The 23,093-nt window shown below is 64.5% G+C and carries 18 protein-coding genes and 1 pseudogene; 8 read left to right on the forward strand and 11 right to left on the reverse strand.

All coding sequences use genetic code 11. The features are described from left to right. The first annotated feature begins 11 nt into the window (after positions 1 to 11). The gene (locus J2X54_RS10195) at positions 12 to 692 is read left to right on the forward strand and encodes a response regulator transcription factor (protein ID WP_310180266.1); all 681 of its coding nucleotides are present in this window, start codon (positions 12 to 14) and stop codon (positions 690 to 692) included. A gap of 9 nt (positions 693 to 701) precedes the next feature. Beyond that, positions 702 to 2,078, forward strand: a complete 1,377-nt coding sequence (locus tag J2X54_RS10200) for an ATP-binding protein (RefSeq protein ID WP_310180267.1) — start codon at positions 702 to 704, stop codon at positions 2,076 to 2,078. Positions 2,079 to 2,206: 128 nt separating this feature from the next. On the opposite strand, the gene J2X54_RS10205 is transcribed toward J2X54_RS10200, so the two are convergent. Continuing rightward, entirely contained in the window at positions 2,207 to 2,890 is a 684-nt protein-coding gene (locus J2X54_RS10205; protein ID WP_310180270.1) for a TetR family transcriptional regulator, read from the reverse strand. Positions 2,891 to 2,954: 64 nt separating this feature from the next. On the opposite strand from J2X54_RS10205, the gene J2X54_RS10210 reads away from it, so the two are divergent. Continuing rightward, positions 2,955 to 4,109, forward strand: coding sequence for an NAD(P)/FAD-dependent oxidoreductase (locus J2X54_RS10210; RefSeq protein WP_310180272.1), 1,155 nt, complete (start codon positions 2,955 to 2,957; stop codon positions 4,107 to 4,109). 346 nt (positions 4,110 to 4,455) lie between these two features. Beyond that, positions 4,456 to 5,448, forward strand: a pseudogene (locus J2X54_RS10215) (type II toxin-antitoxin system HipA family toxin); the annotation flags it as partial. A 77-nt stretch (positions 5,449 to 5,525) separates the two neighbouring features. Here J2X54_RS10215 and J2X54_RS10220 read toward each other — a convergent pair. Together J2X54_RS10220 and J2X54_RS10225 are read right to left on the reverse strand one after the other, a co-directional pair. Beyond that, positions 5,526 to 7,085 carry a hypothetical protein gene (locus tag J2X54_RS10220; RefSeq protein ID WP_310180275.1) on the reverse strand — a complete coding sequence of 520 codons (1,560 nt, stop codon included), beginning with the start codon at positions 7,083 to 7,085 and terminating at the stop codon, positions 5,526 to 5,528. Continuing rightward, positions 7,082 to 7,822: an ABC transporter ATP-binding protein gene (locus tag J2X54_RS10225; protein ID WP_310180278.1), complete on the reverse strand. Its 741-nt coding sequence runs from the start codon at positions 7,820 to 7,822 to the stop codon at positions 7,082 to 7,084. Before J2X54_RS10225 ends, J2X54_RS10220 begins: the two co-directional genes overlap by 4 nt. 279 nt (positions 7,823 to 8,101) lie before the next feature. Here J2X54_RS10225 and J2X54_RS10230 point away from each other — a divergent pair, with 279 nt between their 5' ends. Then, positions 8,102 to 10,333, forward strand: a complete 2,232-nt coding sequence (locus tag J2X54_RS10230) for an NADP-dependent isocitrate dehydrogenase (protein ID WP_070247470.1) — start codon at positions 8,102 to 8,104, stop codon at positions 10,331 to 10,333. A 173-nt stretch (positions 10,334 to 10,506) separates the two neighbouring features. Here J2X54_RS10230 and J2X54_RS10235 read toward each other — a convergent pair whose 3' ends face one another. From J2X54_RS10235 to J2X54_RS10270, 8 genes are all read right to left on the reverse strand, one after another. Next, a complete protein-coding gene (locus tag J2X54_RS10235; RefSeq protein WP_310180283.1) occupies positions 10,507 to 11,040 on the reverse strand; it encodes an AEC family transporter in 534 nt (177 codons plus the stop codon). Further along, the gene (locus J2X54_RS10240; protein WP_310180286.1) at positions 10,997 to 11,452 is read right to left on the reverse strand and encodes an AEC family transporter; all 456 of its coding nucleotides are present in this window, start codon (positions 11,450 to 11,452) and stop codon (positions 10,997 to 10,999) included. Before J2X54_RS10240 ends, J2X54_RS10235 begins: the two co-directional genes overlap by 44 nt. A gap of 138 nt (positions 11,453 to 11,590) precedes the next feature. Continuing rightward, entirely contained in the window at positions 11,591 to 12,244 is a 654-nt protein-coding gene (locus J2X54_RS10245; protein WP_070247472.1) for a VTT domain-containing protein, read from the reverse strand. A gap of 100 nt (positions 12,245 to 12,344) precedes the next feature. After that, entirely contained in the window at positions 12,345 to 13,835 is a 1,491-nt protein-coding gene (locus J2X54_RS10250; protein WP_310180293.1) for an alanine/glycine:cation symporter family protein, read from the reverse strand. 233 nt (positions 13,836 to 14,068) lie between these two features. Then, a complete protein-coding gene (treA, locus tag J2X54_RS10255) occupies positions 14,069 to 15,676 on the reverse strand; it encodes an alpha,alpha-trehalase TreA (protein WP_310180294.1) in 1,608 nt (535 codons plus the stop codon). Between the two features lie 102 nt (positions 15,677 to 15,778). Beyond that, positions 15,779 to 17,533: a glycoside hydrolase family 9 protein gene (locus J2X54_RS10260; protein ID WP_310180295.1), complete on the reverse strand. Its 1,755-nt coding sequence runs from the start codon at positions 17,531 to 17,533 to the stop codon at positions 15,779 to 15,781. 85 nt (positions 17,534 to 17,618) lie between these two features. Beyond that, positions 17,619 to 18,338 (reverse strand): anti-sigma factor domain-containing protein, encoded by a 720-nt coding sequence (locus tag J2X54_RS10265; protein ID WP_310180297.1) that lies wholly within the window; start codon positions 18,336 to 18,338, stop codon positions 17,619 to 17,621. Then, positions 18,335 to 18,928 (reverse strand): sigma-70 family RNA polymerase sigma factor, encoded by a 594-nt coding sequence (locus J2X54_RS10270; RefSeq protein ID WP_070247477.1) that lies wholly within the window; start codon positions 18,926 to 18,928, stop codon positions 18,335 to 18,337. The genes J2X54_RS10265 and J2X54_RS10270 overlap by 4 nt, the downstream gene beginning before the upstream one ends. Positions 18,929 to 19,105: 177 nt before the next feature. Here J2X54_RS10270 and J2X54_RS10275 point away from each other — a divergent pair, with 177 nt between their 5' ends. The 3 genes from J2X54_RS10275 (at position 19,106) to J2X54_RS10285 (ending at position 23,051) form a co-directional block, all read left to right on the forward strand. Then, positions 19,106 to 21,139 carry a TonB-dependent receptor plug domain-containing protein gene (locus J2X54_RS10275; RefSeq protein ID WP_310180298.1) on the forward strand — a complete coding sequence of 678 codons (2,034 nt, stop codon included), beginning with the start codon at positions 19,106 to 19,108 and terminating at the stop codon, positions 21,137 to 21,139. Between the two features lie 140 nt (positions 21,140 to 21,279). Continuing rightward, positions 21,280 to 22,794, forward strand: coding sequence for a DUF4331 domain-containing protein (locus J2X54_RS10280; protein ID WP_310180301.1), 1,515 nt, complete (start codon positions 21,280 to 21,282; stop codon positions 22,792 to 22,794). Beyond that, entirely contained in the window at positions 22,791 to 23,051 is a 261-nt protein-coding gene (locus J2X54_RS10285; protein WP_310180306.1) for a hypothetical protein, read from the forward strand. Before J2X54_RS10280 ends, J2X54_RS10285 begins: the two co-directional genes overlap by 4 nt. Positions 23,052 to 23,093 lie beyond the last annotated feature (42 nt).

A 23,093-nucleotide genomic window follows, 5' to 3' on the forward strand; every position in this document is an offset into this window, starting at 1 on the left:
GGAGAACAGCAGTGAAGCTCTTACTGGTCGAAGACAATGAACGCGTGGGCCGCTTCGTCAAGAAGGGCCTCACCGAGGCCGGGCACACGGTGGACCACGCCGACAATGGCAAGGATGGCATGTACCACGCGGTCAGCGCGTCGTACGACGCCATCATCATGGACCGCATGCTGCCGGGAGGGATCGACGGTCTGTCGATCATCGAAGCGCTGCGCATGCATGGCAACCAGGTGCCGATCCTGATCCTGTCCGCGCTCGACGGCGTGGACGACCGCATTCGCGGGCTGAAAAGCGGCGGCGACGATTACCTGATCAAGCCCTTCGCCTTTGGCGAGCTGCTGGCCCGCCTGGACGCGCTGATGCGCCGCTCACAAAGCGTGTCGGTGGAGACCATGCTGACACTGGGCGATTTGTCGATGGACCTGCTGGCGCACAAGGTGGTCCGCGCCGGCAAGCCGGTAGCTTTGCAGCCGCGCGAATTCAAGCTGCTCGAGTACCTGCTGCGCCACGCCAATCAGGTGGTGACGCGCACCATGTTGCTGGAAAACGTGTGGGACTACCACTTCGATCCGCAGACCAATGTGATCGATGTCCACATCAGCAAGCTGCGCCAGAAAATCGACGCCGGCTTTCCAACGCCGTTGCTGCGCACCGTGCGCAACGCCGGCTACATGCTGACCGACCGCGAGTAACCAGGCCCCATGCTGAAACTGCCCGGCTTTTCCGCCCGCACCATCGCCATCGGCTACGCCGTCATCAGCCTGCTGGTGCTGGCCATGTTTGCCGGGCCGCTGTGGTGGGCGTGGAACACCAATATCGAGCAGGTGCGCACCGACCTGCTGCAAGCCGATTCGCGCCGCATGTGCAACCTGTTTGCCCGCAACGGCCCGTTCGCGCTGGCCGCCGCCATCGACAGCCAGGTCATGGGCACCAACGACGGCGTGCGCAAGATCATCCTGTTTACAGCGCCGAACGGCGTCAAGCTGGCCGGCAACCTGCCCGGCTGGCCGGCCGACCTGCCCCACGTGGACGGCAGCAGTTCGGCCACCATCGACGTCGATGGCATGCCGCGCCGGATCGAGATGGTGCAGGTCACCATGGCCAAGGGCTACCGGCTGCTGGTAGCCAGCAACCTCAATCGCTTCGACGTGCTCGAACGCCTGTTCATCTACGGCTTGCTGGGCTGCGCCGTCGCGGTACTGCTGGTGGCCGCACTGGGCGGCGTGATGATACGGCGCGCCCTGCTCGCGCGCGTGCAGAACATCAGCCAGACCACGTCGGCGATCATCGAAGGCCAGCTCTCGCGCCGCCTGGCAGAACCGGGTGACGGCGACGAGCTGCAGCTGCTCACGCAAACCGTCAACCGCATGCTCGACCAGATCGAGCACCTGGTGACCGGCGTGCAGGACGTCTCCAACGCCATCGCCCACGACCTGCGCACGCCGCTCTCCGAACTGCGCGCGCGGCTGGAGGAACTGTCGGTGGCCCGCCCGTCCGACGAGGAAACCTATGCCGAAATCGACGCTGCCATCAACGACGTCGACCGCGTGATGAGTATCTTCAACGCCCTGCTGCGGCTGGCCGAAATCGACAGCGGCAGCCGCCGCGGCGGTTTCGTGGACGTGGACCTGGCGCGCCTGGGCGCCGAGGTGGCCGAGTTTTATTTACCGGTGGCGGAACTGAAGGACATCGCGCTCAGCTTCGTCCCTACCGGTAATTTGACGACCGTGGGCGACCCGGTATTGCTGGCGCAGGCGCTGGGCAACCTGGTGGAAAACGCCCTGAAGTACGCGCCCGAGCATGGCGTGATCGCGATCACCGCTTGCCGTCTGGCCGACGCCCCCAACAATACGCTCGAACTGGTGGTGGCCGACAACGGGCCTGGCGTGGCGGAAAATGAACGGCCAAAAGTGGTGGAACGCTTTTACCGCGGAGACGCCAGCCGCGGTACGCCGGGCGTGGGGCTGGGGCTGTCGGTGGTGTCGGCGGTGGCGCGGCTGCATGGCGGCAGCCTGACGCTGGCGGACAATGCGCCGGGGTTGCGGGCGACGTTGCAGGTGGCGGTTCAGCGGGCGTGATGCCACGCGTGGCCGAGCGGTAGCGTCTGCTCCCGCTCGACGGCACGTGGACCCGAAACGCCAGCGGCGCGGCGCGCCAGTCAGGCTCGAAAGTGAAGTGGAAGTTGAATCCCATGCCGGCGCGCCAGTTACGAAATCTGCGCCTGCGAGACCAGGCCAGCGAGCAGCAAGTCCACCCCTGCCAGAAAATCCTCGCGGTCATCGTGCCCCCGCAGTTGCCCCGCCACGCTGCGCGTAAACGGGTACTGCGCCGGATCGAGCCGGGTCCACGCAATGGCTACTTCCGCTAAAAATGTATCCCGGTCGGCCTTCTGCGAGCGCGCCAGTTGTGCGTTGGCGGCGTTTTGTCCGCTCACGCCGAGGATGTAGTTGACCACCGCGCTGGCGCCGGCCCAATGCGCCACCTGCGGCACGCCCAGGGCGCTGACCTGCTGTCCCACGCGTTCGAGGATGCGCACCACCGGCATTTGTCCGCCCGCCTGGATCAGGGTGGCGCCCGCCCAAGGGTGATCGTCCATGGCGTCGAAGAGCGCCAGCGCCAGCGCCCGGATCGCTGCCTGCGGCGTGGCGTCGTCGCTCGGCGAGGCGACGGCGCGCGCCACGATGGCGTCACAGGCGGCGGTCAGCAAGTCGGCCTTGTTGGCGATGTGGCCGTAAATCGCGCCGGGGCCGGTGGCCAGTTGCGCCGACAGCGCCTGGAAGGTCAGCCCGAGCTCGCCTTCACGGTCGAGCAGGTCGATGGCGGCGTCGATGATGCGTTCGCGCGAGAGCATGTAGTCGCGCCGCGCCCTGGGTGCGGTTTTCTTGTTCATGCCGCATCTTGACACAGATGGAATAACATTCCAATATAATGGAACGTCATTCCAAGGGGTTTTTATGCAACCACGGATCACCATCATCGGCGCCGGCCTGGGCGGGTTGATGCTCGCACGCGTGCTGCACGTGCACGGCATCGCCGCCACCATCTATGAAGCGGAAGCTGGTCCCGACGCCCGGGTGCAAGGCGGCCTGCTCGACATCCACGAATACAACGGCCAGGTCGCGCTCAAGGCTGCCGGGCTGCATGCGCAATTCCTCGGCATCGTGATTGCCGGCGCGGACGCCAAGCGGCTGGTGGACAAGAACGGGAGCATACTGCTCGACCGGCCCGACCTGGCCCACGGCGACCGGCCCGAGGTGGACCGGGGCGCGCTGCGGCGCCTGCTGCTCGATGCGTTGCCGCCGGCGAGCATCCGCTGGGGCCACAGGGTCGTCGCTTTACGCGCCACCGGTGAAGGTCGCCACGAGGTGACGTTCGCCAACGGCGCCACTGTCGTCAGCACGCTGCTGGTCGGCGCCGACGGCGCCTGGTCGCGCGTACGGCCGCTGGTGTCTGCGGACGTGCCCACCTACAGCGGCACGTCGTTCGTCGAGATCACGATGGCAGATGCCGAACAACGCCATCGGGCCAGAGCCAGCCTGGCCGGCAACGGCACCATGATCGCCACCGCACCGGGCCAGGGCATCTTCACGCACCGGCACGGCGACGGCAGTTTGCATTCCTATGTCGCCCTCAATCGCTCCGAACAGTGGATGGCCGCCATCGATTTATCCAACCCCGCGCAGGCAACCGCCCTGCTGGCGCGCGAGTTCGAAGACTGGGCGCCGGCACTCACCGCCTTGATCACCGGCTGCGACGGCCCGCCGCTGCTACGCCCCATCCACGCGCTGCCGGTCGGACACCGCTGGGATCGCGTACCGGGCGTCACGCTGCTCGGTGACGCCGCCCACCTGATGTCGCCGTTCGCCGGCGAAGGCGCCAACCTGGCGCTGCTCGATGGCGCCGAACTGGGGCTGGCAATCGCAGCGTGGCCCCAGGACCTTGAGGCGGCGCTGGCCAGTTACGAGACCGCTATGTTTTCCCGCAGCGAACCGTGCGCGCGCGAATCGGCGCAGAATATGGCGATGTTTTTTGATGCGCAGGCCCCGCGGGGGGTGCTGGAGTTGTTTGGCAGCTTCGCGCAGGACGCTACTCATGGGTTGTCTTCGTAAGATGCGGTAGCACGCTTGTGAATCATTTTAGGAACTGGCCTATAACCGTTCCATACAGAGATCTTGTAGCTATTAAACAGTCTGATGAGAACTTTAATGGATCAGCCATTACCCTTGCCGGTCGAGCGGGCGATACATAAATTCGGGCTCGACCTCTCCCTGGCGCGCCGTCGGCGCCACATTTCACAAGCGTCACTGGCCGAACGCATGGGTGCGTCCATTTCCACCGTGCGGCGGATGGGAAAAGGCGACGCGCGCGTGCCATTGCATTTTTTCGCCCGCGCCCTGCATGTCTTCGGCGAGATCAGGGCACTGGAACAATTGCTGGACACCGCCAATGACGACTCCAGGTTTGCCTGCTCTGACCGAGCTGGACTACTTGCTGGCCGTGGACGACTTCAGCCGCGTCGGCGCGCTCCGCTTGCGCGGCCCCGATGGCACCTGGTTGCGGTCGGTGAACAAGGGGTGCCGCACGACACCGCCACTGATCGAACTGGCACGCGTCTACGAAGCGAGTCGCGCAGTTGAGCGGGGAAGAGAGACTGCCGAGGACCTGCGCTACCTGCAAGGCAGAGGCACCTCGCTTGGCGGCATGCGTCCGAAATGCACGATCGTGGATGAAGATGGATGCTTGGGGATAGGCAAATTCCCCAGCGTGGACGATGCACGCAGCGTGACCCGGGGCGAAGTGCTGGCACTGAAACTAGCCTCGAAGGCCGGTATCGATGCTGCCTCTGCGCGCATCGTCTTATTGGGTGACAAGGGCGCCGAAGTTGTAGTTGCCGTGATTCGCCGCTTTGATCGCGATGACAACGACGGCCGCATCCCATACCAATCGGCAGCATCGGTATTGCAGGCAGCGCGCGCCGACGACCGGAGCGACACAGAGGTCGCAGACGCCATCCGTTCCCACGGCCACGCGCCCACGCCGGATCTGCACCAATTATGGCGGCGCCTTGTATTCAACCTGCTGATTACGAACGTGGACGATCATTTGCAAAATCACGGCTTCCTGCACGTGGATCGTGGGCTGTGGCGACTGGCCCCGGCCTTCGATATCAATCCCTTTCCCGACAAGGACCGGGAATCCAAGACCTGGCTGTCGGAGATGGACGGGCCAATCACAGACATCCAGATGCTGATGGCACGGGCGACGTATTTTTCTCTCGGACGAGAACAGGCGGCATCCATCCTGTGCGAAGTAACGTCTGCCGTAACAACCTGGCGCGAGCTTGCGCTAAGCCGCGAGGTGGGATTGACCGCAAGGGAACTGGACGACTTCGCACCGGCCTTTGAACATGAACAGGTAGCGGCAGCGTCCAGGCTGCTGGGGCACTAAAGTTATAAGGCAGGGATGAACCGCATGTGATCCTTGTCTCGGACCACCTTGTCAAACCACCTTGTCAAACCAGGTTGTCAGCCCACCTTGGCCCGGACGGCCGACGGCAACTGCTTCCACCGCCCCACCCGCTTGCCGTGAATAACCCACGCGACCAGCAACGCCGCCAGCGCCACGCCCAGCGCCAGGGCAAACCATTTAAGCCCGGTGCCGTACTCCAGGCCGATGAGCAGCATCCAGGCCGCGCCGGCCCAGGCGATACCGCTCACGCCTTGCAGGGTGGCGCTCACACCGCTGGCGCTGCGCTGGAAATCGGCGCGGGCGCCGGGACGGCTGCTCCACATGACGATGACGGCGCTGGCCAGCGACGACGACACCAGCGCGATGAGGGTGACCAGGCCCATCAAGGGCCGGTGCACTGCCAGCCACAGCGCCGGCAACAGCACCAGCGCCAGCGGCGGCGTCACCGCCGCCGCCAGCTTGGCGCGGCGCAACAGGCTGGCGCTGCGCGGCGCGCTGGCCAGCAGGTCCGGCGCGTCTTCGGCCGCCATGATGATCCACGCCAGCGAACCGGCCAGCGAGGCGCAGACGAACACCAGCGAGGCGCCGGCCGCCAGGTTGACGGTTTCCGAGTTTTTGAAGATCAGGAAGCCGAGCGGCACCATGTACAGCAGGCGCAGCAGCACTTGCGTGAGCAGGCGCGTATCGCGTGCGATCAGGCGCCATTCCTTGACCATGGTGGCCCACACCAGGCCGCGCCGGAAATTGAAGCGCGGCCCACCCGGAGGGGCCGCAGCCGCCCTGCCCGATCCGGCCGCCTGCTGCACGCCGCTGACGAAAAAGCCGCGCATAGTGCGGGTGGTAAAAAAGAACAGCGCCACGCCGGCGACCAGCAAACCGGCCAGCGGCGCCGGCTGGCCCAGCGCGGCGCGGCCAAGCCACAGCACGCCGGGCCAGTCGCCATGCAGCGCTCCCTGCAGCCAGGCGCCCATTTCGCTGCGGCTATTGGCTGCCTGCGAGAGCAGGAACACCAGCGCGCCGGCCACGGCGCTGAGCACCTGCACCAGCACCTTGGTGCGGCGCGCACCGATCAGCCGCACCAGCGCCAGCGTGAGCAGCATCGAACAGGACGACACCAGCAGCGCCAGCGCAATCACCACCACGTACAGCGCCAGCCACTCCGGGTGGCCGGTCAGCAGCCCCATATTGGCCAGCGGCGCCAGGAAGAACAGGAACATGGCGGCCACGCTGATCACGATGCCCAGCAGGCGCGCGAAGAAAATGCTGTGGGCCGGCAACGGCGACGACAGCAGCAAGTCCAGGTCACCCCGCTCGAACAGGGCGTCCACGCTGCCGCGCAAGGCCGCTGCCAGCATCAAGGTCACACCCACCAGCAGCACGCCGGTCGCAAGCGTTGCGGCCAGCGCCGGCGTCGGGCCATGCTGATGGATGACAGGAATGACCAGGTACGCACCCCAGTGCAAGGCCAGCTGCAACACCACGCTCAGGCCCGGACCGAGCCAGTTGGCCCTGATCTTGCCGTTGGCGCGCAGCTTGCGCATGGTGGTGAAATACATGCGCACTTCGTGGCGCAGCAGCCACCAGGTGCCGCCCGGTGCGCCCTTCAAATCGATCATGCCGGCACTCCGGTCAGCTGCAGGAACACGTCTTCCAGCGTGCCGTCGGCGCCCAATCCGGCCAGCGCACGCAGTTCATCGAGCGTGCCTTCGGCGATCAGGCGGCCGGCGCGGATCACGCCGATGCGCTCGGCCAGCCGCTCGGCCACTTCCAGGATGTGGGTGGTCAGCACCACGGTGCCGCCATCGGCCACGTGCTGTTGCAGCAGATCTTTCACCTGGCGCGCGGCGGCGGCATCCAGGCCGGTGAGCGGTTCATCGAGGATCAGCAATTGCGGCGCGTGGATCAGGGCGCCAGCCAGCGCCAGCTTTTGCTTCATGCCGCGCGAAAAACCCTCGGTCAGCTCGTGGGCGTGCTGGCTCAAGTCGAGCCAGTCGAGCAACTGGCGCGCGCGCGGCTCCGCTTCCTCGGCACTGATACCCCACAGGCCGGCGACAAATTCCAGGTACTCGGTCGGCTTGAGCTTGGCATAGACCATCGGCTCGTCCGGCAGGTAGGCCAGGTGGCGCTTGGCAGCGGCCGGGTCTTGCAGCATGTCCACGCCCAGCACTTCCACGCTGCCGCTGTCGGGCGCCAGCAGGCCGGTGGCCATGCGCAAGGTGGTGGTCTTGCCGGCGCCGTTGGGGCCCAGCAGGGCGTAAAACTCGCCGCGGCGCACCGCCAGGTCGAGCTGGTCGACAGCCGGGCGGCCGAACGACTTGGACAGGGACTGCAGGCGAAGGGCGTGGTCGCGCATGGAACATCCGGTACCGAATTGATAACGAGCGATCTTGACCCACCGCGTAAATGATGTCCAGTGGAAAATTAGTCAATCTGCAAGTTGACCGTGTTTACATGGCGGCCCGATCCGGGTTTTTACTTACAGGATGATTAATTTGGCATCATTAGCCCCCTGATGAGTACGGAATTTGCACAAACCGCGCGCGGACAGTCTAAAATATTCGTTTGGGTTAGTTGACCGCTAACACTCCTGCCGTCTGGCACCGATCCAACTGGTAAAACCGAGGGAATCAACATGGCAACAGAAAAATCTAAAATCATTTACACCCTGACCGACGAAGCGCCGCTGCTGGCGACTTATTCCCTGCTCCCGATCATCCAGAAGTTCACCGCGCCGGCCGGCGTCGACGTTGTCGCCAGCGACATTTCCGTTGCCGCCCGCGTGATCGCCGAATTCCCCGAGTTCCTGACCGAAGCGCAGCGCCTGCCGAACACGCTGGCCGAACTGGGCGCACTGACCCAGAACCCCGACACCAACATCATCAAGCTGCCGAACATCAGCGCGTCCGTCTCGCAGCTGCAAGCGGCCATCCGCGAACTGCAAGGCAAGGGCTACGCCCTGCCAGACTACCCGGAAGATGCAAAAACCGACGAAGAAAAAGCCCTGAAAGCACGCTACGGCAAGTGCATCGGCTCGGCCGTCAACCCGGTCCTGCGCGAAGGTAACTCCGATCGCCGCGCACCGAAAGCGGTAAAAGAATACGCGCGCAAGCACCCGCACTCGATGGGCGAATGGAGCCAGGCTTCGCGCACCCACGTGTCGCACATGCACGCCGGCGACTTCTACCACGGCGAAAAGTCGATGACCATCGACAAGCCGCGCGACGTCAAGATGGAACTGATCACCGCTTCGGGCAAAACCATCGTGCTCAAACCGAAAGTCTCGCTGCAAGCCGGTGAAATCATCGACAGCATGTTCATGAGCAAAAAAGCGCTGCTGGACTTCTACGAGAAGGAAATCGACGACGCGTACAAGACCGGCGTGATGTTCTCGCTGCACGTCAAGGCCACCATGATGAAGGTGTCGCACCCGATCGTGTTCGGTCACTGCGTGCGCATCTTCTACAAGGAAGCGTTCGAAAAGCACGCCAAGGTCTTCGATGAACTGGGCGTCAACGTCAACAACGGCATGTCCAACCTGCTGGAAAAAATCGAAAAACTGCCAGCGTCGCAGAAAGACGAAATCCTCAAGGACCTGCACGCATGCCTGGAGCACCGTCCGAAGCTGGCCATGGTCGATTCGGCCAAGGGCATCACCAACTTCCATTCGCCGAACGACGTGATCGTCGATGCATCGATGCCGGCCATGATCCGCATCGGCGGCAAAATGTGGGGCGCCGATGGCCGCACTGCCGACGTCAAAGCCGTGATGCCGGAGTCGACCTTTGCCCGTATTTACCAGGAGATGATCAACTTCTGCAAATGGCACGGCAACTTCGACCCGACCACCATGGGCACCGTGCCGAACGTGGGCCTGATGGCGCAGCAAGCCGAAGAATACGGCTCGCACGACAAGACGTTTGAGGTGACCGAAGGCGGCATCGCCAACATCACCGACCTGGCCACCGGCGAAGTGCTGCTGACCCAGACCGTGGAAGAAGGCGATATCTGGCGCATGTGCCAGGTCAAGGACGCACCGATCCGCGACTGGGTCAAGCTGGCCGTCACCCGTGCGCGCAACTCGGGCATGCCTGCCATCTTCTGGCTCGACCCGTATCGTCCACACGAAAACGAAGTGATCAAGAAGGTCCAGCTGTACCTGAAAGACCACGACACCAGCGGCCTGCACATCGAGATCATGTCGCAAGTGCGCGCCATGCGCTACACGCTGGAACGCGTCTCGCGCGGCCTGGACACCATCTCGGTGACCGGCAACATCCTGCGTGACTACCTGACCGACCTGTTCCCGATCCTGGAACTGGGCACCTCGGCCAAGATGCTGTCGATCGTGCCATTGATGGCCGGTGGCGGCATGTACGAGACCGGCGCCGGCGGTTCGGCACCGAAACACGTCAAGCAGCTGGTGGAAGAAAACCACCTGCGCTGGGATTCGCTGGGCGAGTTCCTGGCGCTGGCCGTGTCGCTGGAAGAACTGGGCATCAAGCAAGGCAACAACAAGGCCAAGATCCTGGCCAAGACGCTCGATGCAGCCACCGGCAAACTGCTGGACAACAGCAAGTCGCCATCGACCCGCACCGGCGAGCTCGACAACCGTGGCAGCCACTTCTACCTGTCGCTGTACTGGGCGCAAGCCCTGGCCGCGCAGACCGAAGACGCGGAACTGCAAGCCCACTTCGCACCGCTGGCCAAGGCCCTGTCGGAAAACGAAACCAAGGTCGTCGATGAACTGGCCAAGGTGCAGGGACAGGCAGTCGATATCGGCGGCTACTACCAGCCTGATCCGGTGAAAACGGCAGCTGCGATGCGCCCTAGCGCCAGCTTCAACGCTGCGCTCGATACCATCTAAGATGTGAAAAGGGGCGAACGCCCCTTCTGGATCGATGTAATAAAGCCCTGCCAACCTCACGGTGCGCAGGGCTTTTTTTTAACCCGCACAGCCACGGCCGGGGTCGGACCCGGTACGGGGTTCGACCCCAAACGCAAACGGTCAGGCAGCCGTATCGCACCGGCTTTTCGGGGTTAGCGCAGCATCCACATCCATGCACTGAGCGTGAAGAACGAGGCCACCATGCACAGCAACAAGGTGGTCGCGCTACGGTCGGCCTCGCCGTATGCCTGCCCCAAGATCGGATAGATACTGAGCATCGGCATGGCAGCCATCAGCAGCGCCGCTGCCCGCAGTTGCGGCTCCATCGGCGCCACGCCCAAAGCCGTGACCACCGTGAGCACCAGCAGCACCGCCAGCGGATGCCCCACCAGCTTGCCCAGTACCACCGGCACCACCCTCTGCCAGCCCGCCCGCAATGGCAGCCCCAACAGCATGCCGCCGATGGCAAACAGCGACAGGCCGCCACTGGCTTGCGCAAACAGGTTCACGGTGCGCAGCACCGGTTGCGGCAAGTCCACCTGCGCCAGGCTGATGGCGAGACCCGCAGACACCGCCAGCACCAGCGGATTGCGCGCCAGTCGCAGCAGCGATTGGCGCAGTACCTGCTGCCAGGTGCCACCATTACCGCGCGCGCTCTCGGCCAGCGCGAGCAGCAGCGGCAACATAAGCAGGTTTTCGATGAGGACATTGAGTGCCAGCGCCACGCCGGCTACCGGGGGCTACCATCAGCAACAGGATCGGGTAGCCGATGAAGCTGCTGTTCGAGCACGACACCCCCATGCCGAGAAACGTGCTGCGGGTACGGTCCCAGCCGCACAGGCGGCGCCCGACCAGGTAGGCCGTGGTCATGGCCAGCACGGAGCCGCCCAGGTAGGCCAGCAGGTAGGTGGGGTGCAGCACGTCGGAAATGTGGCGCTGCGCCAGCGCATTGAAGATCAGCGCCGGCAGCGCCAGGTTCAGCACGAACTTGCCGAAAATGGCCATGTCGGCGCGGAGGAACACGCCGGACCGCGTGGCCAGGTAACCAGCCAGCACCACCAGATAAATGGGGCTGGTGATTGCCAGGATCTCTAGCATGAGGGAACCTCAAAAAACCTACTGCGCGGCCCGCTATCGCCTATCCGTTGCTCAGCGTACCTTCGTACGCTTCCGCTACTCAAGGCGATATCGGGCCGCTCGCTACGGTTTTTCAAGGCCCCCATAAATCGACCAATATCAGGCTTTGCTGGACCGGTTGCCCAGCGAGCGCAACCAGGCGATGATGCCCGGCAGGATGGACAGGAACACGATGCCCAGCACGACGATGGTGAGGTTGTTGCTCACCCACGGGATGTTACCGAACAGGTAGCCAGCCAGCAGCAAACTTCCTACCCACACCAGGCCGCCGACGACGTTGTACATGAAGAATACGCGGGCCGGCATCGAGCCGAGGGCCGCGACGAACGGCGCGAGCGTGCGCACGATCGGCACGAAGCGGGCCAGGATGATGGTCTTGCCGCCATGACGCTCGAAGAACTGTTGCGTCAGCGCGATGTGCTCGGCTTTCAGGAACGGGATGCGCGATGTATCGACTGCCTTGCGCCGCACGTAGGTGCCGATGGCGAAGTTGAGCGCATCGCCGGTGATGGCGGCGGTCAGCAGCAGGAAGAACAGTATCCACGGATCGAACAAGCCCTTGGCGGCCAGTGCGCCGGCGATGAACAGCAGCGAATCGCCGGGCAGGAAAGGCATGATGACCACGCCGGTTTCGATGAAGATCACGGCGAACAGCAACAGGTAAATCCAGTGGCCGTATGATGCGACCAGTTCGGCCAGATGCACGTCGAGGTGCAGGAACCAGGCGCTTAGCAGGGTCAGAAATTCATGCATTGGTTGTTTCTTTCAGGGCAAGATGAATGGGCAGCCGCCATTCTAATATAGCCCGGGCAACGATAGGGTTTTGTTAAGCCCGGGCATATTTGTTATCTGCCTATTTTCGCTTGGCCGCGCGCTGCTCCCAGAAGGTGGCGTTCTTGATGCCCAGCTTGACCGGATCGAAGGTGATCGGGCCGCCGGCCTTGAGCTGCTTCTCGTAATCACGCAGGCAGACGATGGTCGGGCGCGAGATGAAAAAGATGATCAGGATGCCGATGATGTTAATCCACGCCATCATGCCCACGCCGATATCGCCGAGGTTCCAGATATAGCCGGCGCTGTTGATGGTGCCAAACACCACCATCGCCATGATCAGCAGCTTGACCACCACCAGCGGCACGCTGCGCTTGAAGTACTGGTTCAGGTAAGCGACATTGGTCTCGGCGATGTAGTAATACGCAACGATGGTGGTGAAGGCGAAGAAGAACAGCGCCAGCGCCACGAACACCGGGCCAAAACCGCCGAACGTGCTTTGCAGCGCCATTTGCGTGAACGCCGCCGAACCGATCTCGGTATTGGCCGGCAGGTTCTGAACCAGGAACTGGCCGTCGGGCAGCGTGCCCTGGACGTTGTACTGGTTGGTGATCAAGATCATCAGCGCGGTGGCGGTGCAGACCAGCAGGGTATCGACATAGATCGAGAACGCCTGCACCAGGCCCTGCTGCGACGGGTGCTCGGTTTCGGCAGCAGCTGCCGCGTGGGTGCCGGTACCCTGCCCCGCTTCGTTCGAGTACACACCGCGCTTGACGCCCCAGCCGATCGCTGCGCCCATGCCGGCCTGGGCCGAGAATGCATCCGAGAAGATCAGCTGGAAAATGCCTGGCAGCTTGTCGATATTCATGCCGATGACGATCAGCGCCAGCACGATGTAGCCGAACGCCATGAACGGCACCACGTACTCGGCAAACTGGGCAATGCGCTTGATGCCGCCGAAAATGATCACGCCCAGCACCAGCAGGATCACCGCCAGGCCAGCCAGCTTGTGGGTGCCAACGCTGCCCATGAAGGTGTTGACCATGGTGCCGTCGCCGAAGATCTGGGTGACCGCATTACCGACCGCGTTGGCTTGCACGCCGGGCAGGAAGATGCCGCAGGAAATCACGGCCGAGACGGCAAACAGCGCACCGAGCCACGGCCAGCCAAGGCAGCGCGTGAAGAAGTAGGCAGAGCCGCCACGGTACTGGCCGTTTTCTTCGACCTTGTAGAGCTGGCCCAGCGTCGATTCGGCATAGGCCGTGCTGGCGCCGAGGAAGGCGACCGCCCACATCCAGAACACCGCGCCAGGACCGCCGAAACCGATGGCGGCGGCCACGCCGGCGATATTGCCCACGCCTACCCGGCCGGACAACGACACGGCCAGGGCCTGGAACGACGAGATGCCGGAATCGTTGTCACGCTTCTTGAACAGCAGGCGCAGCATTTCGGTAAACAGGCGCACCTGCACGAAACGGGTCTGGATCGAATAGAACAGGCCGGCGCCAAGGCACAGGTAAATCAGCGCGGGACTCCAGATCACGCCATTCAAACTACTGATAAAAGCTTCCATCGATTTTTTCCTTGCATCGGTACGGGGTCTGGATAAGTGCGCGCGTCCTGGGTAAGGATGCGGCTACAAGCCGGGGCATTGTGCGGCAGGCAGCACCAGATTGCAACGTTGACGGGGTAATAAATCGGCAGGATAAATCCGGAAACAACAGTGCTCACCAGCAAGGTGCAGCGATGCGCGCCCACGGTGCGGCGCCGTGTGCGCCGCACCATTTTTGACAGCGCCGGCGCCGGTCAGTGCGCCAGGTCCGGGTAGCGCTCGAGCAGCGCGCTGGTGACGCCGTTGGTCCAGCCGAAGCCGTCCTGGGTCGGATACTCGCCCCCGCCGCCGCTCTTGCGTTCCTCGACGTCGTACTTTTCCAGCAGCTTGCCGGTCTCCACCCAGGTGCGGCGCACGGTGGCCACCCAGCGCTTGGCGATTTCGCGCGCCAGCGGTTCGTGGCCGTAGCGCGCCAGGCCATCGATGGCAATCCATTGCAGCGGCGCCCAGCCGTTGGGCGCGTCCCACTGCTGGCCGGTGCGCAGCAAGGTAGTGCGCAAGCCGCCTTCGGCCAGCAGTTGCTGCTGCGTGGTCTCGGCTACCGCTGCCGCCTGCGCCGGCGTGGCGATACCGACCCACAGCGGGTAATAGGTGGCCGCGCTCAATACCCTGGTTGGCCGTTGCTGGCGCAGGTCATAGTCGGCGTAGCGTTTTTCGGCGGCCACCCAGAACAGCTTCTGGATCGCTGCTGCGCGCGTGGCCTTGACCTGGTTGAACTGTTTGGCGCAGGCCAAATCACGCGCAGCTTCGCAGCGGCGCGCCACTTCTCCTTCCAGCTGGTACAGCAGACTGTTGAGGTCCACTGGGGCGATCGACGTGGTGTGCACGGTGGCCAGGCGCTGCGGATCGTCCTGCCAGCGCGACGAGAAGTCCCAGCCGCTTTCGGCAGCCGCGCGCAGGTCGCGGAACAGCGCCGGCTTGGCACGGTCAGTATCGCGGGCGGTGTCGAGATCGGGCTGGGTGGCCTCGTCGCGCGGCGTGTCTTTCGCATCCCAGTAGCGGTTGAGGATGGTGCCGTCGGCCAGGCGCACCACGTGTTCGCAGGCGCCCTGCCCGGTCCTGGGCAGGCACGCAGTGCCGCGCATCCAATAATCGTGTTCGCGCTTGAGCGCGGCCAGCAGACGCGTATCGGCCTTGGCGTCAGACTTGCTCACCCCGAGCGGTTTCAATTGCGCCATCGCCGCAAAAAACGGCGGCTGCGAGCGGCTCAGGTAATAGCTGCGGGTGCCGTTGGGGATGTGGCCGTAACGTTCGATCAGGCTCTGAAAACCGACGATCATCGAATCGACCAGGTCGCTGCGATGGTCGGCTTGCAGGCCCAGCATGGTGAAGTACGAGTCCCAATAATAAATCTCGCGGAAGCGCCCGCCCGGCACCACGTAATTGGCCGGCAGCGGCAAGGCCGACGACCACTTGGGCGGGTCGAGCGGCGGCCGCGTGAGCACCGGCCATAGCGAGGCGATGTGCTGGCGCAGCGTGATCGCCGCTGGCGCCGGCAGATCGAAATGACGGTCGACGAACGCTTGCAGCGCGGCCTTGTCCCGCGGCTGCTCTTTCTGATATTGCGCCAGGATCTGCTGCGGATCGGACCTGGGCACGGCGTCGGCAAAGGTCTTGGCGTCCGGGTAGATATGGGCGGTTTGCACGGCCTGGTACAGGGGGCCGAACAGTTGCTGCGGGGTGGGCACATCTTGCGCGGCGGTGGGCGCCGGCTGCAGCTGCGCCGTGGCGGGGGTGGCGGCCGCCAGCATCAATATGCCGGCCAACAGCAGTGCGCCAGTTGGTCGCTCGATTGCTCTCATCGTGTCTCCTGTCGTGGCGCGCAACAGGTGGCGCGCTTGCGGACTCGATAGTACCGCAAGCGGAAAATCCGCCTTGCACCAATGGCAGCGACCAGGCAGCGACTACTGCCCCGGTGCCGGCGTCAACGCCTGCAACGCCGCCGACACATACACCAGCGGCGCGTTCCAGTTGATGGCGACTTCGTTGCTGGCGTACGAGCATTCGTCGTCAAGGTAGGCGCGGGCCGGCAGTGCCGATGGATATTGCGCCTTGCAGTTTTTTTGATCTTCGCGGCCCGGCTGCGGGCCGCCCACCACGAAGCCCGGTACCGGTGCGGCGATGCCGTCCGCTTCCGATGGCCGGTGGTGCGGGTGCAGCGCCGAGCGGGTGCCGAAGCCGGTGACGAACGAGATATCGACCGCGTTGCGGCCCATGATGGCATCGAAGTTGGCCTGCGCCGCGTCGAGGTAGGCACGCTTGCCGGTGAGGCGATAGGCGCTGGCCAGCACCATGGCCTGGTTCAGCACCACCGCGTTGCTGCCCCAGACGTAGTCGGAAGTCTGCATGGCATAGCCATACGCGGAGCGCTGCCGGGCGGCGGCCAGCTGACCAGCCAGGGTGTCGATGCGGCTGGCGATCAGGGCCTGGTCGGCCACCGCATTCAAGTGCTGGCGGTGGCGCGCCAGCGATAGCCAGGCCAGGCCACCGACCTCGCCCCACGAAGGCACGGTGGCGTTCAGGGAAGGCGCCTGCATGGCCTGGTAATAGGCGGGGTCGCCGGTGGTGATGAACAGTTCGGCGGCGGCCCAGCCGAATTCGTCACGCAGATCCTTGTCGCCATACTCGCCGGTCTTGATGTCGTCCGGCTGCTGGTAGTACGCGGCGGGGTTGGCATTGGCCCAGCGCCACGCCTGTTCGGCAGCGGTGCGCATGCGCGCGGCCATGCCGGGCAGCTGCTTGTCGTACGGCGCCAGCACCCGGCTGGCGGTGGCCATCGTGGCGGCAAAGTCGAGCGCGGCGGCGGTGGTCTTTTGCACCACGTAGCGCTGCTGGCGGGCGTCGGCCGGCATCACGGCGCCGTCGAATTTTTTATCGGTGAGCTTGTGATACACGCCGCCGTCATCGGGGTCCTGCATGGTGAGCATCCACTCCAGGTTCCACAGCGTTTCGTTGAGGATGTCGGGAATGCCGTTGCCGCTCTCGGGAATGTTCAGTGCCTGCGACTGGAAAAACGCCGGGAAGTCTTCCCACGCCGCCAGCAAGGTGGAGGTGGCGATGCCCGAGTTGACGATGTACTTGTTGTAGTCGCCGGCATCGTACCAGCCCTTCGGGCTGGCGATGATGGTGCCGGCCGGGCGCGCGGTGGACGCGGCCGAGGCATGCACCATCACGTTGGTATCGGGATGGCCGGCCGCGCGCGCGTAGGCGCCCGCGTGCTTTGCATCGAGCGCGATGCCGGCGCGGTTGTAGTAATAGGCGCGCAGCGCGCCCACGTTGAGCGCCTGGTACGCGCCGGAGGCAACCTCGAACGGCAGCGAATCGGGCATGCCCGCCACGCGCAGCTGGTAGCGGCCCGGCGTGGTCAAGCTGGAAAAGTCGGCCAGCCGCACCGTGTCGCCGGAGTCGGGCGACGCCTTGGCCGCACCGAGCGCGCCTTGCTGCACCACGGCGCCGCTGCCAGCGCGGATCACGCTAAAGGCGGTGGCGCCAGCCGTTGTCCCTGCTGCGGGCACCACGGCCACCTTGGCTGCGCCGGGCAGAAAACCCAGTTGATTAAGCTTGATCTCGGCAGCGAAAGCACTGGAGGTACCGGCCGCACCGAGGCAGGCGATAGCGGTGGCAATGGTGGTGGCAAGAGAGGTGCGGGAAGTTGGCATCGGCTGTCTCATTGTAGTTTTGACTGATTTTGAAAACGATTTCACGATGATTACCCATTTGCCCGGCACAGTCAACCGGCGGACCTCACATGGCACGCACCCAGTTACCCTTGTACAGTATCGGACCGGTAGGCCCGTTCGGATCGCGCGAACCGCCTTTCGGCTCGAGCGACACGGCCAGCAGCGCCACGTCGTCGCCGAGTGCGAGTCCCGGCGCGCCCAGCGCCAGCGTGACCTGGCCGGCCGGATCGACCAGACCGAGCGAGCGCGGATTGCCGGCCTTGGGCACGGCCCACAGTTGCAGCGATTTGTCGCTTGGCACCGGCGCCGCATTCACCACGCGCACCGTCAGTTGCTGCTTGCGGTTGTCGGCGGCCAGCACCAGCACCGGTTGCGCGTGCTCGTCGATCAGCGTGGCCATGTAGTCTACTTGCGGCGCCTGCAGGCTCTGGGTGGCCAGCAGCGCCGCCAGCACCAGCGCCACTGCCGTGGAGGCCAGCGCCAGCGGGCGCCAATTGTAGGCGTGACTCCATGCATCGCTGCGCCAGAACTGCCATGCAGGCGCCGCCGGGCGCAGGCCCAGGCGCCGCTCGATGCCGGTCCAGACCCGCTTGCGCGGCGCCTGGGCTCCGGCAAATTCGGCCAGCGGCGCCAACCGGTCCTGCCACTCGGCAGTGGTGCGGCGCAGCGCGGCGTCGTTGTGCAGATAGCCTTCGAAGCGGCGGCGCGCCCCGCCCTTCAGGGTGCCGAGCGCATATTCGGCAGCGAGTTTTTCGCGCAGCGGCAGGTTGTCGCGCAGGTTCATGTGCGCTCCCCGTTCTCTCTGGCCAGGCAGGCCCTGAGTTTTTCCAGGCTGCGCCGAATCCAGGTCTTGACGGTGCCGATCGGCAGCGCCATCTGCGCCGCTACCTCGCTGTGCGACAGGTCGTGGAAGAATGCCAGCCCCACCACCTGCCGGTGCAGGCCCTCCAGCGCCGACATGCAATAGGCCAGCGCGCGGGCGTCGCGGCTCAGTTGCAGCGCTTCGATCGGCGTGGCGCCGGGATCGTGCAAGGCGGCCATGACGTCGGCGGCAAACGGGTCGCCATCGATTTCGGTGTCGTGGTCGGCGCGGCGCAGCAGGTCGAACGCCTTGTTGCGCACGATGGTCGTCATCCACGTCATCGGCGCGGCCAGGTGGCTTTGATAGTGTCCTGCATTGTTCCAGATCGCCACAAAGCTCTCCTGTAAGACATCCTCGGCCAGTTCCCGCTTGTTCAATATACGCAGCGCGAAGCCGAACAGTTTCGGCGCCGTGGCGTCGTACAAGGCGCGGAATGCATCGGCATCGCGGCGGGCGGCGCCGGCGAGCCAGAGCCGCAGTTGCTGGGGGTCGGAATGAATGGTGTCTGGCACGATGGGCTTGTCTGTGTGGTGGGGACGAAGTGGATTGAATGTTTGAAGCGACATGAAAATACCACACTGTCCACAAATACTGCACGAAAGATGAATCCGCTTTCACGACTGCTGCGTAGAATCGTTTGCACAAAGCAAATAAAGCAGCCGACTTCAGGGGACAGGATGAGATTCAACATGGTAGTGGGTTGGCTGGGTGGGATGCTGGCCGCAGTGTTTGCGCCGGCCGCCGTCGCCAGCAATGCGGCAGCGACGATTGCGGAAGAGGAACCAGCGCCGCCGCGCGTGACCGTGATGGGCAATTACGACAACGCCGTCGGTACGTCCGATGCGGCCAGCGAAGGCACTGTCACCGCCAGCCTGATCGCCAACCGCCCCGCCCTGCGCACCGGCGAACTGCTCGAATTCGTGCCCGGCATGATCGTCACCCAGCACAGCGGCGACGGCAAGGCCAACCAGTATTTCCTGCGCGGCTTCAACCTCGATCACGGCACCGACTTCGCCACCTACGTCGATGCCATGCCGGTCAATATGCGCAGCAACGCCCACGGCCAGGGCTACTCCGATCTCAACTTCATCATCCCGGAACTGGTGCAGCGCATCGACTACCGCAAGGGTCCCTACTTTGCCGACGAAGGCGACTTCTCGTCGGCCGGTGCGGCGCGACTGGCCCTGGTCGATACGCTGCCGCAGGGCCTGGCCAGCGTCACCCTGGGCAGCTACGGCTACCAGCGCGCGGTGCTGGCCGATTCCTTCAACACCGGCAGCGGCGGCGGCAGGCTGCTGTACGGCGTCGATGCCGGCCGCAACGACGGCCCGTGGGACACGCCGGAAAACGTGCGCAAGGCCAGCGCCCTGCTGCGCTACAGCAGCGGCGACGCCCAGCAGGGCTACAACGTCACGGCCATGGCCTACCGCAACCGCTGGAACGCGACCGACCAGGTGCCGCAGCGCGCGGTGGCGCAAGGCCTGATCGACCGCTATGGCGTAATTGACGCCAGCGACGGCGGCAAGACCGACCGCGCCAGCCTGTCCTGGAATATGCACAGCAAGAGCGCCGATCGCGTGACCGAAGCGGCCGCGTACATCGTCCGTTCGCGCCTGGACCTGTTCAGCAACTTCACCTATTTTTTGAACGATCCGGTCAACGGCGACCAGTTCCAGCAAAGCGAGCGGCGCACCATGACCGGCGCCAACGCCAGCACCGCGTGGCTGGCCAACTGGGGAGGCATCGATGTGCGCAACAAGGTCGGCGTGCAGACGCGCTACGACCATATCTCGCCACTGGGCCTGTACGCCACGGTGGCGCGCGCACGCATAGCCACCGTGCGCGAAGACCGTGTAAACGAAGGCAGCGCCGGCTTCTATGTCGAGAACACCGCCTATTGGCAGCCTACGCTGCGCACCGTGCTCGGTGTACGCCACGATGTCTACCGCTTCGATGTGAACAGCGATAAAGTCACGGCGCACCGCACCTCGCCCAAGCTGGCGGTGATCCTGGGCCCGTGGGCCAGCACCGAGTATTTCATCAACTACGGCGGCGGCTTTCACAGCAACGACGCGCGCGGCGTGGTGCAGGCGGTCGATCCGGCCACGCCGCTGGTGGCCACGCGCGGCGCGGAACTCGGGGTGCGCAGCGAATGGCTGCCCGGCCTGCAAACCTCGCTATCGCTATGGACCCTGGACATTGACTCGGAACTGGTATTTGCCGGCGACAGCGGGCAGACCGAAGCGAGCCGCCCGAGCCGGCGCCGTGGCGTGGAATGGACCAGCCATTACATCGCCGCGCCATGGCTGCTGTTCGATCTCGACCTGTCGGCCTCGCGCGCGCGCTACCGCCAGGACGACCCGGCCGGCAATTACGTGCCCGAGTCGATCAACAAGGTGGCCTCGTTCGGCGTCACGGTAAAAGACCTGGGCCGCTGGCAGGGCGCGCTGGAAGTGCGCTACTTCGGCCAGCGTCCGCTCCTGGAGGACAACAGCGTGCGCTCGCGCTCCACCACGCTGATGTACGGCCGCATCGGCTACCAGCTCACACCAAGCACCCGCGTCACGCTCGACGGCTTCAATCTTTTGAACCGCAAGGCCAGCGACATCGATTACTACTACGCCTCGCGTCTGCCGGGCGAGCCTGCCGACGGCGTGGACGATAGCCACTTTCACCCGGTGGAGCAGCGCACCGCGCGCCTCACCCTGAATCACCGTTTTTAAAACTATGCAAAAAAATAATCATTGAATCTGAATCCGGCGTCTATCGTGCGCCGTATAGGTGTGGGCAGCAACCGCAGTTGTGCAGTTGGTGATGCAGGTAAGCGAAGTTAAATCAAAGGGGATATACAATGCAAACGTTTATGAAACATGCGCTCGGCATGGCAGTACTGGGTACCCTGGCTGGCGCGCTGGCGCCGGCGGCGCTGGCCTCGAGCCACCGCGAAGCACCGTTCGTCACGCAAATGCCGAAAGTGGACGGCGCCGACTTTTACATGTTCCGCAGCTACGAGACGGGTCGCGCCGGCTTCGTCACCCTGATCGCCGACTACGTGCCGCTGCAGGACGCCTATGGCGGCCCGAACTACTTCGCCATGGACCCGAACGCGCTGTACGAAATCCATATCGATAACAACGGCGACGCCAAGGAAGACCTCACCTTCCAGTTCCGCTTCACCAATACCAACAAGGACACCAAGCTGACCATCGGCGGCAAGTCGGTCTCGATCCCGCTGGTGGTCAACGGCGGCGCGATCGCCGGGGCCAACGCTCCCGGCGCCAACGTGCGCGAAACCTACAGCATCAACGTGGTGCGCGGCGACCGCCGCACCGGCACCAAGGCTGCGGTGACCAACACCGCCGGCGCCACCAGCTTCGACAAACCGCTCGACAATATCGGCAACAAGTCGATTCCCGACTACGCCGCGTACGCCGCCGCCCACGTCTACAGCGTCAACATTCCCGGATGCGCCACGCCAGCGCGCGTGTTCGTCGGCCAGCGCAAGGATCCGTTCGTGGTCAACCTGGGCGAGACCTTCGACCTGGTCAACATCAAGGCCCCGGCAGTGGAATTTGCCGCCAACGCCGAACGCGCCGCCAAGGACGACCTGGCGCAAAAGAACGTGACCTCGATCGAGATGGAAGTGGCCAGCAGCTGCCTGACCGCCGCCAACAGCACCGACCCCGTGATCGGCGGCTGGACCACGGCCAGCGTGCGCCAGGCGCGCGTGCTGAATCCGACCCCGAACAGTGGCACGCCATCGAAGGAAGGCGGCGCCTGGACCCAGGTGTCGCGCCTGGGCGCACCGCTGGTCAACGAAGTGGTGATCGGCCTGAAGGACAAGGACACCTTCAACGCCAGCAAGCCCTCGGGCGACGGCCAGTTTGCCGACTACGTCACCAACCCGACCTTGCCGGCGCTGATCGAAATCCTGTACGGCAGCGCCGGCGCCAAGGCGCCGACCAACTTCCCGCGTAACGACCTGGTGGCCGCCTTCCTCACCGGCGTCAAGGGCCTGAACCAGCCAGCCACCGTCACCGCGTCCGAGATGCTGCGCCTGAACACCTCCACGCCCGCCGTGGCGATGGGCGCGCAGAACCGCCTGGGCGTGATTGGCGGCGACAATGCCGGCTTCCCGAACGGCCGCCGTCCCGGCGACGACGTGGTCGATATCGCCCTGCGTGTTGTGATGGGCAAGCTGTGCACCATCAACCTCGGTTGTGCGCCAGCCGATGCCCCGGCCGGCGCGCTGCGCTTCACCGATGGCGCTTACATCGATGACAGCTTCTTCAACGCCAGCTTCCCGTACCTGAAAACCCCGATCGCCGGTTCGCCACAATCTGCAGCGACCACCACGGCTGCCAGGAGCGCACCATGAAAAAATTGATGGCAGTAATTGGCGCCGCTGCGCTGCTGGCAATGGCCGGCTGCGGCAGCAGCGATGACCGGGCGATCAGCAACACCGGCGGCGGTACCGGCGGCGGCACCACCCCGCCGGTGAGCATGGTGGACAGCTTCTACGCGGCCGTGCTGGCGCTGATCGGCGACGGCGCCGAGACCACGACCGAGCCGGTGGCTACCGCCAGCATCGTGGCTACCGCGCCGGAAGACACCGAACCGGTCGCAGTCAAATAAACCGTCGTACTCCAACCGGCGCCAGTCCTGACAGACTGGCGC

The sequence above is a fragment of the Duganella sp. 3397 genome (assembly GCF_031456625.1).
GTDB lineage: Bacteria > Pseudomonadota > Gammaproteobacteria > Burkholderiales > Burkholderiaceae_D > Rugamonas > Rugamonas phyllosphaerae.

Bases quoted from the DNA above. Each gene is read 5' to 3' on its own strand.
- J2X54_RS10200 (WP_310180267.1), top strand. From the start codon at position 702: ATGCTGAAACTGCCCGGCTTTTCCGCCCGCACCATCGCCATCGGCTAC.
- J2X54_RS10205 (WP_310180270.1), bottom strand. From the start codon at position 2,890: ATGAACAAGAAAACCGCACCCAGGGCGCGGCGCGACTACATGCTCTCG.
- J2X54_RS10210 (WP_310180272.1), top strand. From the start codon at position 2,955: ATGCAACCACGGATCACCATCATCGGCGCCGGCCTGGGCGGGTTGATG.
- J2X54_RS10220 (WP_310180275.1), bottom strand. From the start codon at position 7,085: ATGATCGATTTGAAGGGCGCACCGGGCGGCACCTGGTGGCTGCTGCGC.
- J2X54_RS10225 (WP_310180278.1), bottom strand. From the start codon at position 7,822: ATGCGCGACCACGCCCTTCGCCTGCAGTCCCTGTCCAAGTCGTTCGGC.
- J2X54_RS10230 (WP_070247470.1), top strand. From the start codon at position 8,102: ATGGCAACAGAAAAATCTAAAATCATTTACACCCTGACCGACGAAGCG.
- J2X54_RS10235 (WP_310180283.1), bottom strand. From the start codon at position 11,040: ATGTTGCCGCTGCTGCTCGCGCTGGCCGAGAGCGCGCGCGGTAATGGT.
- J2X54_RS10240 (WP_310180286.1), bottom strand. From the start codon at position 11,452: ATGCTAGAGATCCTGGCAATCACCAGCCCCATTTATCTGGTGGTGCTG.
- J2X54_RS10245 (WP_070247472.1), bottom strand. From the start codon at position 12,244: ATGCATGAATTTCTGACCCTGCTAAGCGCCTGGTTCCTGCACCTCGAC.
- J2X54_RS10250 (WP_310180293.1), bottom strand. From the start codon at position 13,835: ATGGAAGCTTTTATCAGTAGTTTGAATGGCGTGATCTGGAGTCCCGCG.
- treA (WP_310180294.1), bottom strand. From the start codon at position 15,676: ATGAGAGCAATCGAGCGACCAACTGGCGCACTGCTGTTGGCCGGCATA.
- J2X54_RS10260 (WP_310180295.1), bottom strand. From the start codon at position 17,533: ATGCCAACTTCCCGCACCTCTCTTGCCACCACCATTGCCACCGCTATC.
- J2X54_RS10265 (WP_310180297.1), bottom strand. From the start codon at position 18,338: ATGAACCTGCGCGACAACCTGCCGCTGCGCGAAAAACTCGCTGCCGAA.
- J2X54_RS10275 (WP_310180298.1), top strand. From the start codon at position 19,106: ATGGTAGTGGGTTGGCTGGGTGGGATGCTGGCCGCAGTGTTTGCGCCG.
- J2X54_RS10280 (WP_310180301.1), top strand. From the start codon at position 21,280: ATGAAACATGCGCTCGGCATGGCAGTACTGGGTACCCTGGCTGGCGCG.
- J2X54_RS10285 (WP_310180306.1), top strand. From the start codon at position 22,791: ATGAAAAAATTGATGGCAGTAATTGGCGCCGCTGCGCTGCTGGCAATG.